We start from the raw sequence: 15,105 nt of genomic DNA on the forward strand, positions 1-15,105 counted from the left end.
AGGCCAAATGCTGGATCCTGAGCTAACATCGCTGTTCCCTGCGGCAATAACAACTACTCCACCGGTCATTGGTGTACCGGCTCCACCACCATTGGCTATAAAGTAGTCGATGGCATCGTTGATGGCCTGGCTTTCGCCGCCACCACCCCAGCTGTTTTGTGAGATGTGAGCGCCCATATCGGCTGCATATACAAATGCTTCATCGAAGCCGCCCTGGTTGCTTGCGCCAAATACTTCGCAAGACATCAGGCGTACGCCGTCATTATTTCCTGTTCCTCCGGCAATACCTGCTACGCCTACACCATTGTTGGTTTCAGCTCCGATTGTTCCGGCTGTGTGTGAACCGTGGTCTCCAGCTGTAATGGTACCCTGGTTGTCGGCAAAATTGTATCCGTGGTAATCATCTACATATCCGTTATTGTCATCATCTACTCCGTTATTTGGGGTTTCGCCGGAGTTGATCCACATGTTGCCTACCATGTCTTCATGGTCTACATCAATTCCCTGGTCTTCTACAGCTACAATAACTTCTGAATTACCAGTTTCAACTTCCCATGCTTCGGGTAAATCAATGTCAGCATCTACAGTACCGTTAGTTTGTCCGGTATTGTTGTAATGCCATTGTTCGTCGTACCTGGTGTCGCTAGGTGTGGTAGAAAGTGTTTTTCCATTGTTTTTTGGTTCCGGATGCTTCTCAAATAAGGTCATTTTTGGCAATGCCTCGGCAATTTCAATGTTGTCAACACTTGAATAAGCTTTTAATAACTCATCTACAGAAGCTTTAGAGTCAAATGAAATTTCATACCATTTGTGCAGTCCAAATTCACGGTGGCGCTGCTCAAATTTTCCTGCATAACGGAATACACGTTTGTATTCGTAAGCTCCAAGAGTTTTGTTTTTAGAATCAAGCTCTGAGTTCGCGGTTAGTACATAACCTTTCTCAGTAGCTTTAATTACATTCAGGTTATTAGATTTTTGCTGGTGAAGCTGTTCCAGTTGTTTCACCATGGTGTCATCGAATTTTACTTTGATGACGCCTTCATAGTTGCCATCATCATTAACGGCGCGGTCTTGTGCAAATACCGCCGTTGTAGCAATTAAAAATGTAAATAAAAGTGTAAAGAGTTTAACGTTCATAATCAGTCGTTTTTAGTTAAAATTCCCCAATTTTGCTGGCAAATATGGTTTTCCTATAGACTGATTACAATCTTTTTCGACAAACAACGATTTCCTACCCACGAGTTACTTAGAAAGTGAGTTTTACTTTTTTAGTCTTTTGTATGTATCTGTTATTTAGGGTTTTAGGTCTATGTTTCGGGTTGTTTGTAGTGGTGTGTTTTTACGCTAAATTTATGAAAGACAAGGTTTAGTAGAGTAATATTATTTTGGGCAAAAAAAAGAGGGTGTCTAAAAAGTCAAAAATCGTCGTCATTCCGATAGCCAAAAAAATTTAAATGTAGTAATGCAGAATGATGTATAACTTTTTCAGGTTTATAATTGAAATTTATATTCTAAATCTTTTAAATTATTTCACGCCACGATCGCCACGAAAAATACGCAACGAACGCTACGAGTAGAACGTTGCAGTCGCTGCGCCTTCGTTGCGAACGTTGCGTGAAACTTTTTTAGATACGTTCATTGGTAGGAGGAACGACGAAGGAAGCTTAACGAAGTTAATCTGTTGATTATCAGTTCATAAAGATTCCTTCTCCGCCAGCTGGCGGATCGAAATGACGTTTTCAAACCTTTTTAGACAACCTTTCTCTGGTTTATTCCGGAATTATCCTTTTATCTTAATCTCAAGTTCAATTTCATCCGATAAAACTTTGTCTTTCACGGGATGCTTCCAGTTTACATCATATTTGTTTCTATCAATGGTCATGGTACCATGAAATTTCATTTTTCCATCCATGTTTTTAATTTCAAGATTTTTAACTGTCTCTTCGTGGGTTTTTCCACGAATTGTTAGCTGACCAACAATTTTATTCCCTGTATGCGCTTTGATTTTAAATGACGCTTCAGGATAGTTTTCTACATCGAAAAAATCTGGCGAGGATAAGTGCCCTACAAGTTTTTCTTTGGTGCTTCCCTCTTCTGGGTTGTAATTCTCATCAGTAGGTTTCATGGTAGTCATATCTACTACAAATGAACCATCTGCAATTACACCATCTTTGATATCAATTACACCATTTTTAAATTTCAATGTGCCGTGATGATCATAAACACCTACAAGTGAACCTGTCCAATGTACCACACTTTCAGCAGTATTGATATTTAGGGTGGTGGCTTCCACTGGTAATGCACTTTTCGTTTCTTTTTTTGTTTTTGCCTTTTTATCTTTCGATTTTTGTGCACTGTCGCAAGAGGCAAATGACAGGCCTATAGCGAGTAAGGCAATCATCAATAAATTAGTAGTTCTCATAATAATTTCTTTTAGTTTACAGATTGTATTTATTAGTATAAAGGAAGTTATAAGAAAAATGTTTACTGTTCTGTCGTTTTTATTAAACAAATGAGTTTTTTGAATGATGATTAAAAAATCATAAAAAAAGCATTTGACTTTCATTTGTTCGTAAAAAAGCTTGTTTTAAATTATCTTTGTCCACTAAACAATTTAAGAAATGGTTCAAAAAGGACAGCGCAAAGACAGCTCGAAAAAAGAAAATTGGGATGATCCCATAAGGTTAAACCGTTATATTGCCAATAGTGGCGTGTGTTCAAGACGCGAAGCAGACAAGCTGATTGAACAGGGAAAGATTAAGGTTAATGGCGAAATAGTAACAGAGTTGGGTTTTAAAGTAAAGCGTTCAGATGATGTTGAATATGAGGGTAAAAGCCTTGTGCCTGAGAAGAAAGTATACCTTCTTCTAAATAAACCCAAAGATACAGTTACCACCTCGAAAGACCCACAGGGACGTCGCACCGTAATTGATTTGGTAAAAAAAGCCAGTAAAGAACGTATTTACCCTGTTGGCAGACTCGATAGAAATACTACTGGTGTGTTAATGTTTACAAATGATGGAGATATGGCTAAAAAGCTAGCCCATCCCAGCTCTAATGTGCGGAAGATTTATCATGTTTTTTTAAATAAACCTTTTACAAAAACTGATTTTGATGCCCTTGTACAAGGTGTTGAGTTAGAAGATGGTTTTATTAAACCCGATGACCTGAGTTATCCTGAACCTTCAGAAAAAAACCAGGTTGGAATTGAAATTCACAGTGGTAAAAATAGAATTGTCAGAAGAATTTTTGCACACCTTGGGTATAAGGTAACAAAACTTGATCGTGTTTATTTTGCCGGTCTAACAAAAAAGAATCTTAACCGCGGACATTGGCGGTTTTTGACAGACAAAGAGGTGAGCTTTTTACAAATGCTATAATAAAATTGTCATGTTACAGCTTCCTAAACTTTTAATTATTTGGACCTTTTTGCTCTCATGCTTCACAGTTCCAGTAATTGGGCAAATTCAGATAGAAGGTACAATCAATGATAATTTTGGCAATCCGGTTTCATATGCTACCATAACCATATCTGGTAATAATAAGGGTACCGTTTCAGATATTAACGGTCGTTTTAAAATCTCACTATCGAAACCCGATACGCTTCATGTTTTTTATCTGGGGCTTAAACCCAGATCATTTTTTGCGGATACCAGCGGTATTTATACTATCCAATTGGCTGAAAAGTCCTTTAAACTGGATGAAGTTGTAGTATTTCCGGGTATTAACCCGGCCGATACAATTATGCAGAAAGTTATTGCACGGCGCAGTGAGCACGACCCTATGAATTTACCTTCTTTTAAATATACGGCTTATAATAAGTTTTACATTGCCCTGAATCGCGATACGCTGGAATATTTCAGCTCCAGAGGGAAGCTTGGAGGAAGTGCAGGGAACCTGGTGAAAATGGCAAAAAAGTCGAATTTGTTTGTGAGTGAAGCAATTTCTGAAAAATACTACAAGGCACCAGGTAAAATGCGGGAGAATGTATTAACTACCAATATTTCCGGATTCAGGAACCCGGCTTTTGCTGTGCTCGGAAGTCAGTTGCATTCACTGTCGTGTTACGATGATTTTTTCAATATCGGCAATATCAAATATGTGAATCCTGTAAGTCCGAATGCTGAGAAAAAATATTTTTTCCTTATTAAAGATACTTTAACTGCAGCGCGTGGACACAATATTTATTTAATTACATTCCGGCCCAAAGCAGGCACATCGTTTAGTGCCATGTACGGAATGATTTACGTCGATGGTTATGATTATGCTGTGCGCAAATTAGTGGCTCAACCTACAACACAATCAAGTCAGATAGGAATAACCGTGAGACAGGAGTATGATAAGCTGGAAGGGAAATACTGGTTTCCGACAAGGTTGCAATCACGAATTAATTTTACAGATAAGGTAATTGATTCTTTGCCACCTTTTCCAATCATGATCGGGTATGCATCGACCAGTATTATGAATCCAAGGGTAGGGGTCAAGATTCCCAAATCAATACTACGCCGACAATTTGAATTCAGTTATGCCCCTGATGTTACAATTACAAATGATTCGCTCTTGCAGCAATACAGATCCGATAGCCTTACACCCCAGGATTTGTATACTTTTAAATTAATGGATACGTTGCAGCGAGAGATTCCATTCTTCCGATGGATGAATGATTTGCCACTGTTACTCGCTACCGGAGAGTTGCCTTTGGGCTATTTTACATTAAATCTAAAAGAGTCAATTGGTTTTAACCTGCAGGAGCGATGGCGTTATGGGTTATCGTTGATGACGAGCTATAAAGTTCTTAATTGGATAAGAATAGGAGGAAAGTTTATTCGTTCCCACGAGGAAGCCGACTGGCGGTATGCTGCCCGTGCGCATCTGAACCCTCTCAGGAATGGTGTGTTAAGGTTAAAATATCAATACCAGGATGAAACCAGTGAAAAAGGGGCGTATGCATTTTATAACCCTTATCGGCTTGGAATGTATAATCTTAGAAGTTTTGTATTGCCTGCTTTGAATTATGTGCAGGGGCACGAAGCAGCCCTCGAACTTGAGTATCCCAGATATGTAAATTTGCGTGCAAAAGGGTATATGGAACAGTATAGTTTATCGCACACAGCTATTGATACGCTTTTTGGAAATTTTAATCGCACTGCTGTTCGTTTTGATTTGCGCTATGCTCCCGGTGAAAAACTTGGGAATCTCGGAAAATACAGAATTCGTGAAGGAGCCGGTGGACCTGTTTTTAACCTTAGTTATGAGCGAGGGTTGGCCGTAAAAAATGACGATGTAAAGTATGAACGCTTTTTGGGGCGATTCAGCTATAATTTACCAACACGTTTTGCAGGAACTTTTCGCATTATGGGTAATGCCGGAATGGTAACTGAAAATATTCCACTTGAACTGGCTTTTAATGGTCGTGGTTCAGGTAAATTGCATTTCTATGAGCCCGGCGTATTTCAATCAATGCCAGTTTATAGCTATTTCCATACACGCTTCGTCAATGGTTTTATGCAGCATTATTTACCCATTCATTCTCATCAAAAAAACATTATGTTTTCGCTTACCACGCAGCTTGGCGTACTTTATGGCGACAGTCGGGATAGTCGTATCAGCAAAATTAGCAGCCAGGCAAAACGCGGCTATTATGAAGCCGGTTTGATGGGTGGTTTAATGAATCCTGAATGGGGGCAAATTATACTCGGAGCCTTTTATAATTTTGGCGAATACGCCCAAAATGATGAACTAAAAAATATTTACCTGGTAATTGGCCTGACTACCGCTTTAGATTGGTAAAAACTTATTCTTTTTTGCAGGTACAAATTGATTTTGTATTTTAACATCTCATTTCCGGAGTAAACCGGGCTAAGAATTCCCGCTTTCCGTTGAAATACAGTATTTTCATTGTGAATTTTAAATTTATAGTTATGAGAAGGTTTTTTATCTTTTTAGCAGGATTGCTATTTTCATTAAATACACTTGCACAGGGTACTTTAATGCTTGTTGGTGGCGGTACAGAAAGAACAGGCGATGATGCCTGGAATTTTGATCCCTATACAAAGGCCGTTACGCTGGCTGGTAATTCCAGGGTTGCAATTGTAGCCTGGGGGCCTGAACCAGATAGCTGGATGAGAGATTACTTTACGAATACCTGTAATGCTGCAGATGCAAAACATTTTGATCTGAGTGCGGTCGATCCGGCTGATTATCCTGTGGTTTATGATTCGTTGATGACGTATGATATGTTTTTCTTTAAAGGTGGCGATCAGCATAACTATTATAGTAATTTCAATAATAACGAAATTGAACAGGCTATTATGGATAAATATGCGGAAGGTGGTGTTATATCAGGAACTTCGGCAGGAATGGCTATTCTATCATCCATTATTTTTACAGCTGAAAATGGTACGGTATATCCAGATGAGGCGCTAAATAATCCCCTGAATTCTTACATGACCCTGGCAAATGATTTTGCCGATTTAATGCCCGGCTATTTGTTCGACACACATTTTGCTGAAAGGGGCCGTTTCCCAAGGCTTGTGGGTATGTTGGCCAATTGGTATGAGACCCAATCTGAAAATCGTATAACAGGGTTGGGCGTCGATGACCTTTCAGCAATGATAATTCGTAACGACTCAGTATATGCGTATGGCACTGGAGCTGGGAATTTTTACGATGTGGCGAATACACAGTTTAATACTGGCCAAACATCAGTGGTGGCCGATGAGATTAAAGTTATGCAACTGCTTAATGGTTGCAGTTACGATATGAATACTGGTGTTGTAGAGGGCTTTGAGCAATTCTCAGAGCCTGCACTTTCCAGCGAAGGCGGCGATTATACTGTTTTGCTGGGCGGCGGAGTGTATGGTTCATTTCATACCGATATGATGGACGTTTTAGTAAATGATTGTGGCAGTGTAAACGATAATGTTCTGCTTGTAACAGGTGAAAACTCAGTTAATGCATCAGCTTTGGTCACTGCTATAGAGAATCATACTTCAGCAACCGTTTATCAATTTGCAGCTATAACTGCAAACGGAGATGACCAGACTTTTAGCGATGCTATATCTGATGCCGGAAAGGTAGTTTTTGTCGATAATGCGTATGCCACTTTAATGGATTTTATGAACAATACTGCAAACGGGAATCAATTAAACGAAAAAATAAGGACTCATGGCGGTGTTGTAGCTTTTGTAGGCGACAATAGTCGTTTTGCCGCACACACTGTTGTAAATAATTACCTGGAATCAGGTGCTTCTTATTATGGCACGTTGAGTTTTGATCCGGGGCTTAACTTACTGAAAACATCAGTTGTAATGCCACAGACATTTAAAAACAGCGATGTGTATGAGAATACAACCACTGCTGTGCCATATGCCATGCTACTTGAGGACTTAACTTATGGTATTTGGCTGAATAAAAGAAATTATGCTAAATATTACGTGAACAATGATTCTACATGGCTCGATGGCTATGGTACATCACCTGTAATGGCAATTAAAAACAATGGTACAGCCTTTGGATTTTCTGTTACACCCAACGTGGGCAATTACGACCCGAGAATGGTCGCAGGGTTTGAAGAGATGATGCTCTCTGTTTTCGATTCAACACAAACTTACCTGATGGGGACGGAGCCTGGACTTGGGGTTGAAAAAACAGAAAATGAAATACAGGGTAAAATATATCCCAATCCGGCCAATAACCACGTTTTTTGTGATTTTGGTCAACCGGTAAATTTACAAATTTACGCATCAGATGGTAAATTGATTGAACGTTATAGCGGCCAAAAGCGTTACCGCATTAGTGTGAAGAATTATAGCGCAGGGATGTATTTGTTTCGTGCCACCACACGGCATTACACAAGCACCTCTAAAGTAAGTATTCGCTAAATTAGTAAACATAGTAAATAGTTCATAACCATGATTTTAATAAAGAACGCTGAGGTTTTTGCACCTGAAGCAACAGGCATAAAAGATGTATTGGTGGCCGGAGGTAAAATTATTGCTATTGAGGATGAGATTACTACAGGTAGTCTTGATGCTGAAGTTATTGATGCCCATGGCCTTAAGTTAACACCCGGCTTTATCGATGCCCATGTGCATATTGCCGGAGCAGGAGGGGAAGGTGGCCCTGCCACCCGCACACCCGAGATTCCATTGTCACAGCTGCTCGAAGCCGGTGTTACCACCGTTATTGGTTGCCTTGGTACAGATGGGATGACCCGCAGTATTGAAAGTGTGCTGATGAAAGTAAAAGCCCTGCGCAACGAAGGCATGTCGGCATGGATGTACAGTGGGGCCTACCAGGTGCCCACACCCACACTCACCGGTGATGTGGGGCGCGATGTGGCCTTGCTTGATGAAGTCATCGGAATTGGTGAAATTGCCCTTTCAGATCACCGTTCTTCTACGCCAACAACACCGGAATTGATAAAATTGGCGGCACATGCCCGTGTTGGCGGAATGCTTGGCGGAAAAGCCGGAATTGTCAACATACACATGGGAGATGCTAAAAACCCGTTCCGGCCCATTTATGACGCGATAGAGCAAAGTGAGTTACCCATTAAGCAATTTTACCCGACCCATTGCAACCGGAACGATTACATTTTCGAAGATGCTAAGGTGTATGGGAAAAAAGGCTGGGTAGATATCACCACAAGCAGCTATCCGTATTTTAAAGAATATGAGATTAAGCCTTCAAAAGCCGTATCAGAATTGTTGAAAGCAGGTGTGCCTGAGCATCACATTACCTTCACCTCTGATGCCAATGGTTCTTTGCCCGATTTTGATGAGCAGGGCAACCTGGTGAAGCTTGAAAAGGGTTTACCCATGGCGAATTTAACAGAGCTGAGAGACACCGTACTTGATGAAAAAGTACCACTTGATGTTGCTTTAAAAGTGCTCACCAGCAATCCGGCAAGTGCATTGAAACTTAATCAAAAAGGTAAAATCGCGCTTAATGCCGATGCGGATCTTTTGCTTATGAACGAAAAGCTCGAGTTAAAACATGTAATTTCTAAGGGTAAATTGATAATGAAAAATGGAGATTTGCTTGTAAAGGGTAGTTATGAGTGATCGACTTTAAATAAAAAAAATCCCGGGGTCTTTTATACTCCGGGATTTTTTTATGGTATTTAATTTCGTTATCGGTACGTATCAATTGCCAGTCCATAGGGTGCAATGTCGATCTCATCACCGGTTACCCACATCTCTTGAGCGCCAACATTGGCCTGTCCGCCCTCAAACGAGTAACTTGCCCTGATGATATTTCCATTTCCGTCACCATCACTTGCTGGTCTGTCTGTCCAGTAAAGATATCCATTTTCCAGATCCAGTGCTACACCATAAACGAGGTTTTGTTCGGTGTAAGTCCCTATATTTTGTGGATTTGTTCCGTCAAGGTTGTTCATTACCACGACCTGATCTGCATAATGTGTGTAAAAAATACGACCGTTTATATGATCGATGGCAATACCTGCAGCATCAACTGGCGATCCATTGTGGTTTTGAACCACTACTTCCAGACCTGATCCGTCGGTATTGACTCTCCAAATTCCTCCATCGTCATAATATCCATCGTTGCTGAAATAGAGTTTTTGGTCAGTTGGGTTATAGGTCAGATCGAGTGGCAGGTAATCAATTATTTCAACTGCAATTTCGAAATTACTGCCGTCCAGATCCATGCGGGCAATTTTAGCTTCGTCGTTGCTGTTTACAAGTGCAAAGTATACCTTGTCTTCCACCACTGTTATACCCCAGGGTGTGCCGGGTTCTGAAGTTGATGAGAGGCTCAGTACAGTTTCTGATGAACTACCATCGAGACTTGCACGTTTAATTAGTCCGGCGTCTTTGTCAGAAATGTAAATATTGGCGTTTGTTGTATCGATGGCTATAAAATTAGCATTGGTCGATACATCCGGCATTTCCTGTACTACCGGGGCGGCTGTGTCAAGTACAACATATTTTATTTTAGCATCAAATTTATCGGTGAAGTAAAGTGTTTTTAATGGCTCTGCCTTTATTTTGATGTCTTTTTGCTGCACCAGCCTGTTATAATACACCTCGTTTTCAGCTTCAACGGTTAGTTTAACTGTATAAGTACCTGCTGATTCATATGTAACAGATGGGTTTTCTGCATTGGATGTTTCTCCGTTACCAAAGTCCCACTCGTAGTAGTTTGTATTTACCGATTTGTTGGTAAATGTTACTGTTGATGGTGCAATGGCATTGTTTGTAGTTGTATAGCTAAAATCTGCTACAGTACTGGCTGCCGGTGCATCAACTTTATCATCCTCACAAGCGGCAAATACTGTGCTTCCTATCAATAAATATAGTAAAAGACGTTTTATATTTTTCATGGTATAGTTTTTTTAAATTAATAGCCCGGGTTTTGTGTCATCCTATCATTTGTTTGCATCTCGCTGAGCGGAATAGGCATGAGGTATTGTTCCGTACTGGTAACCGTTTCCAGTTCATCTATAGCCTTTCCTGTGCGCACAAGGTCGAACCAGTAGTGCCCTTCGAAGGCAAATTCTCTTCTGCGTTCCTGCAGAATAAGTTCTTGCAACTGATTGTAGTCAGTCACATTTGTACTATCTACCCCGGCCCTGTTTCGAATGGTATTGATGTCATCCTGAATTGCCGTAACATCTCCATTTAGCATTGTTTCTGCCTCAGCTCTGATTAAATACATTTCAGCAAGTCTGAAAAGGTATACATTGTCTGACCTGGTTTCTAATTCCCTGTATTTATCAACATACAACCCATCATCCGGGTGTTCGCTTATCGACTCATCAAATCTAACATCACCGGCTTCAAAGGCTGATAGAATGCTGTCAGAAGGTGTAAATTCATGTCTTCCTCCCTCTGAGGTGGGATAAAAGTATTGAGCCAAAATGTTGTTGTCTTGTTCTGAAAACTGGGCCTGAAAAATACTTTCAGGGTTATTATTGGCAGGATACAAATCTGCAAATGCAGGAACTATGCTGTATCCATAATTTGATATTACTGTATCAGCGTAGGCTTTTGCTTCGCTCCACTCTCCTTGATATAAGGCCATTCGTGCATAAAGTGCTTTAATAACAGCAGGTGTAGCAGAACCTGTGAAAATTTCAGCAATGTAGTTTCTGGCCTTATTTAAATCTGTTTCAATATACATGTAAACAGAATCGACAGAAGTTCTTGGTGCATTAAAGTCCTGAGCAGGGTCTGTCGAAGGAGCTGTTTTAACCGGCACTGCACCAAACATTCTTACAAGGTTGAAATGGTTAAAAGCTCTGATAAAATAGGCATGCGCCAGATAAAGGTTTTTGTCATCGTTGGATAGACCGGCATCGTCGATAAAGTGTATAACCATATTAGCACGGTTTATTCCATCATAGATACTGCTCCATATTCCATCAATAATAAAGTTATCTGATTGCACTGAGTTGTTAGTGAACTCAGCATACTCCTGCGTTGTTCCCGTGTGGTTGAGGTTATTTGCCAGTAAATCGGGCAGCACGAGGTAGTTCCGGCCGTAGTAGCTGGACGACTGCAGATTGTCGTAGCAGCCGGCAATGGTAGCACGTACAGATGATTCATCTGTAAATGCCAGATCCTGCGGTATATCTCCTTTCGGATCTATATCTGTAACATCGCATGCGGCAAAGCTTAAAGCGATGAGTATATATATTAAATTTTTCATAGTTGTCATGTTTTAAATTCCAATATTAATTCCAAATGTAAAAGTTCTCACAGAGGGGTAGGTGAAAAATTCTACACCCATAACCACATCATCATTTCCTGCATAGTTTACCTCTGGGTCTAATCCACTGTATTTTGTGAATGTAAGCAGATTTTTTGCGGAGAAATATACTTTTAAACTATTCAGTCCGAGTTTGTCAAGTACTTGCTGGTCGAATTTATAACCCAGGGAAAGGTTCTTAAGTCTTAAATAGGAGCCATCCTCGATAAACCTCGACGATTCAACATTATTGTAAATTTTTGTTACCGGGTTTGGTGTTGTTGTAGCCAGTGGCACGTCTGTCTGGTCTCCTACATTTTGCCAGCGATCGAGTATGTTTGTGCTTTGGTTATCTCCTGAAACTCCTAAAGATTCGGTATAAATGCGTGTTGCATTAAAGATATCATTGCCGTATGAAAACTGGAACAAAACATTGAGTTCAAAATTTTTATAGTTGACAGTATTGGTAAATCCTCCAATAAAATCGGGGTGAGGATCGCCTATAATGGTTCTGTCTGCATCGGTTAATTGACCATCGTTATTAACATCTTCAAAAACCATATATCCGGTCGACGGATCTACGCCTAAAGCATTGTAACCGTAGAAATGAGATATAGGTTCTCCTTCTGCAATGCGCTGGTTACCACGTCCAATATCTTCAATTGGCTGACCATTGTAAAGTTTCGTAACTTTATTTTTGTTGTGCGATATATTGAAGTTCACGCTCCATATGTCTTCAATGATATTGGCATTGATAGTGAGCTCAACTCCCTGGTTTTCCATCTCTCCAATGTTATCCGATAACACGGTAAAGCCTGATGAGGGTGGAAGCGGTCTGTCGAGCAACAGGTCTTTTGTTTTTTTGAGGTAGTACGATATGTCCACTGTAATTTTATCGTCAAGAAAACCAGCAGTTAATCCGATGTCACTTTGGTATGTTGTTTCCCATTTCAGATCCGGATTCGCAATTTGGACAGGCATTATACCTGCGACTCCTGCATAATTCGCAGCAGTGTAGAGCGATAGTGAGCGGAAACTGCCTATACGGTCGTTCCCGGTTATTCCGAAACCTCCTTTTAATTTTAATTCACTTAGGAAATCAATATCTTCCATAAAAGCTTCTTCAGAAATTCTCCATGCCACAGAAGCTCCCGGAAAGAATCCGTAACGGTAGTTGTCGCTGAAACGACTCGATCCGTCGTAACGGCCTGTAAGCGCTAGAATGTATTTGTACTGGTAATTGTACTTGAATCGTCCAAAATAGGAGTTTGTACCAGTTTCATTAACGCTTGCATAAGCATCCTGGATAGTTGCTGCACTTTCAAGGTATTCCAGGTATTCGTGTGGGAATTCTACGCCTTTTATAAAGGATGATACCCGATTGTATTTTTCAAAGCTATATCCACCCAGAAGGTTTATGTTGTGCTCGCCAAATGCTTTAATGTAATTTAAAGTATTGTTCGATGTGAAATTAGAAGAGCGGCTGAATGTCTCAAATCCCATTCCATTGGTTTGGTTCCCTTGCCTTGTTGTAGGTGGATCGTAACTATGTTCATTCAACATGTAGAAATCATATCCCCAATTGGTTTTGAATTTTAGTCCATCTATGATTTTGTACTCCATGAAGGCATTACCAAGGGTTCTGAAGGCATTGGCTTTATTTACCGCGTCCTCAATGATGGGAACCGGGTTGGCATATGGGCCACTCTGGTCATATTCACCATTGCTGTTGTAAACCGGGTAGGTTGGCGGTAATGATATGGCTACTGCCAGGGGCGCATGTAACGACTGGTCACCCTCTACGCGATTGTTTTCAGAACCACTCAAGGAGATATTCGCTCCAAAGTTTAATTTGTCGTTAAAACGGTGGTCCAGGTTGAGTCTACCACTTAACCTGTCGAATGCTGTTGATTTAACAATTCCTTTGCGGGTAAAATAGCTTCCTGATAAAAAGTACTTTGTTTTGTCGTTACCGCCGGCAGCTGAAACTTCATAGTTCGAAATTGGCGCTATTTGTGTAACTTCATCAATCCAGTCAGTATTTGTGGTATCGATCCCGGGATTAATATTGTTTCCTGTTAAATCGTTTTGGTATTCCAACCATTGTTCGCTGTTGAGTAGGTCGGGTTTGTTCCACATTTGTTCAATACCGAATGAGGCCCTAGCATTGATTTTTGTTTTCTGGGCCTTACCCTGTTTTGTTGTTATCAGTACAACTCCATTTGTTGCACGCGCTCCATAAATAGCTGCAGCTGAGGCATCTTTAAGAATTGAAATTGATTCAATGTCGGAAGGGTTTATGCTGGACAGGGCGTCAATATTTTGACCACTAAAGCCAACCTGTCCCTGGTCTCCGGTAATAATGGGAATACCATCGACAACGTAAAGAGGAGAGTTTCCTGCACTAATTGAGCTCATTCCCCTGACGCGAACAGAAATACCACCACCCGGAGTTCCACTGTTGCTGTTTATTCGAACTCCAGCAGTTTTTCCCTGAAGCGCCTCATCAATATTAGCTGTTGGTACCTCTTCTATTTCTCTTAAAGAGACATCAGATATTGAGCTAGTGAGCAGTCTTTTGCTTTCTGTGCCATACCCCACAACCACAACTTCATCCAAACTCTCAGTATCTGAAGCCAGCGCGACGTCAATTTTTGTTTGGTCTCCAATGGCTTTTTCAACTTTTTGCATTCCTACAAAACTAAAAACCAGGAATTTTGCATTTTCGCTAACTTCCAGGGAATAGGTTCCATCTGGTCCTGTGATTGTACCGTTGGAAGGATTTGATTTTACAATCACAGTTACTCCGGGCATTGTTTCATTTGTACCCTTGTCGGTAACAGTCCCAGTAATTGTACGCTTTTGTGCGTAGGCGCTCGCCAATACGCTGAAAAGCATGAGCAGTAATAGTAGTTTTTTGACCATATACGAAAAATTTAAGATGTGTATACAAGTTTATTTAGTTAATTGAAAAAGTATCGCCTGGTAATAAAACATGTAAGCTCATGTCTTTTGCTCCAAGTAATCCGTTTTGTGCTTTTTTGTGCTTTTTCTGGTTTTCTATTACAATAACCTGGCTCTTACCATATACAGTGAACTGGTTGTTTTTATAATAGATAGCTGTAGATTCATCGATACCAACAGCAGTTGCTTCCGGGTTTTCTATAACCACACTGATCAAACGGTTCATACGCATACGCCATACAAAATGTTGGTCTACGATAATTTTATCGGTGAATCCCATACCCTCGGCAATTTCGATGTTGTTAGCTTCAATGGTGCGGAATTCTCCGGTGTATTCGGGGTGTTTATACTCATCGCCCGTTATCATTTTTTTACTCATAACCGCAGCTCCTGCACTTGTGCCTGCTATGGTTGCTCCGTTTT

Annotated in this window: 9 protein-coding genes and 1 pseudogene; 4 read left to right on the plus strand and 6 right to left on the minus strand. The window is 40.5% G+C overall.

The features are described 5' to 3' along the window. Together VJ937_RS14645 and VJ937_RS14650 are read right to left on the minus strand one after the other, a co-directional pair. Positions 1 to 1,137: subtilase family N-terminal domain-containing protein (locus VJ937_RS14645; RefSeq protein ID WP_324068340.1), on the minus strand; the 1,137-nt coding region annotated here is incomplete at its 3' end. A gap of 643 nt (positions 1,138 to 1,780) precedes the next feature. Beyond that, complete coding sequence (locus VJ937_RS14650) at positions 1,781 to 2,422, minus strand: YceI family protein (RefSeq protein WP_324068341.1); 642 nt, start codon at positions 2,420 to 2,422, stop codon at positions 1,781 to 1,783. A 232-nt stretch (positions 2,423 to 2,654) separates the two neighbouring features. On the opposite strand from VJ937_RS14650, the pseudogene VJ937_RS14655 reads away from it, so the two are divergent. The 4 genes and pseudogenes from VJ937_RS14655 to iadA form a co-directional block, all read left to right on the plus strand. Beyond that, a pseudogene (locus VJ937_RS14655) lies at positions 2,655 to 3,380 on the plus strand (pseudouridine synthase); the annotation flags it as partial. 10 nt (positions 3,381 to 3,390) lie between these two features. After that, positions 3,391 to 5,790: a DUF5686 and carboxypeptidase-like regulatory domain-containing protein gene (locus VJ937_RS14660; protein ID WP_324068342.1), complete on the plus strand. Its 2,400-nt coding sequence runs from the start codon at positions 3,391 to 3,393 to the stop codon at positions 5,788 to 5,790. A 131-nt stretch (positions 5,791 to 5,921) separates the two neighbouring features. Further along, positions 5,922 to 7,883 carry a T9SS type A sorting domain-containing protein gene (locus VJ937_RS14665; RefSeq protein WP_324068344.1) on the plus strand — a complete coding sequence of 654 codons (1,962 nt, stop codon included), beginning with the start codon at positions 5,922 to 5,924 and terminating at the stop codon, positions 7,881 to 7,883. A gap of 30 nt (positions 7,884 to 7,913) precedes the next feature. Further along, a complete protein-coding gene (gene iadA / locus VJ937_RS14670) occupies positions 7,914 to 9,068 on the plus strand; it encodes a beta-aspartyl-peptidase (RefSeq protein WP_324068347.1) in 1,155 nt (384 codons plus the stop codon). Positions 9,069 to 9,136: 68 nt separating this feature from the next. Here the strand turns inward: iadA and VJ937_RS14675 are convergent, their stop codons facing one another. The 4 genes from VJ937_RS14675 to VJ937_RS14690 form a co-directional block, all read right to left on the minus strand. Then, a complete protein-coding gene (locus VJ937_RS14675; protein ID WP_324068349.1) occupies positions 9,137 to 10,351 on the minus strand; it encodes a PKD domain-containing protein in 1,215 nt (404 codons plus the stop codon). A 17-nt stretch (positions 10,352 to 10,368) separates the two neighbouring features. Next, positions 10,369 to 11,679 (minus strand): RagB/SusD family nutrient uptake outer membrane protein, encoded by a 1,311-nt coding sequence (locus VJ937_RS14680; RefSeq protein WP_324068351.1) that lies wholly within the window; start codon positions 11,677 to 11,679, stop codon positions 10,369 to 10,371. A 12-nt stretch (positions 11,680 to 11,691) separates the two neighbouring features. Next, positions 11,692 to 14,643 (minus strand): TonB-dependent receptor, encoded by a 2,952-nt coding sequence (locus tag VJ937_RS14685; protein ID WP_324068353.1) that lies wholly within the window; start codon positions 14,641 to 14,643, stop codon positions 11,692 to 11,694. 34 nt (positions 14,644 to 14,677) lie between these two features. Continuing rightward, on the minus strand, positions 14,678 to 15,105 hold a 428-nt coding region (locus VJ937_RS14690), incomplete at its 5' end, for a cyanophycinase (protein WP_324068356.1).

Origin of the sequence: Salinivirga sp., assembly GCF_035268865.1 — a bacterium.
In the GTDB taxonomy this organism is placed as follows: Bacteria; Bacteroidota; Bacteroidia; order Bacteroidales; family Salinivirgaceae; genus Salinivirga.

What these genes read in the sequence shown, in the direction of transcription:
- VJ937_RS14650 (WP_324068341.1), bottom strand. Translation starts at nt 2,422, where the DNA reads ATGAGAACTACTAATTTATTGATGATTGCCTTACTCGCTATAGGCCTG.
- VJ937_RS14660 (WP_324068342.1), top strand. Translation starts at nt 3,391, where the DNA reads ATGTTACAGCTTCCTAAACTTTTAATTATTTGGACCTTTTTGCTCTCA.
- VJ937_RS14665 (WP_324068344.1), top strand. Translation starts at nt 5,922, where the DNA reads ATGAGAAGGTTTTTTATCTTTTTAGCAGGATTGCTATTTTCATTAAAT.
- iadA (WP_324068347.1), top strand. Translation starts at nt 7,914, where the DNA reads ATGATTTTAATAAAGAACGCTGAGGTTTTTGCACCTGAAGCAACAGGC.
- VJ937_RS14675 (WP_324068349.1), bottom strand. Translation starts at nt 10,351, where the DNA reads ATGAAAAATATAAAACGTCTTTTACTATATTTATTGATAGGAAGCACA.
- VJ937_RS14680 (WP_324068351.1), bottom strand. Translation starts at nt 11,679, where the DNA reads ATGAAAAATTTAATATATATACTCATCGCTTTAAGCTTTGCCGCATGC.
- VJ937_RS14685 (WP_324068353.1), bottom strand. Translation starts at nt 14,643, where the DNA reads ATGGTCAAAAAACTACTATTACTGCTCATGCTTTTCAGCGTATTGGCG.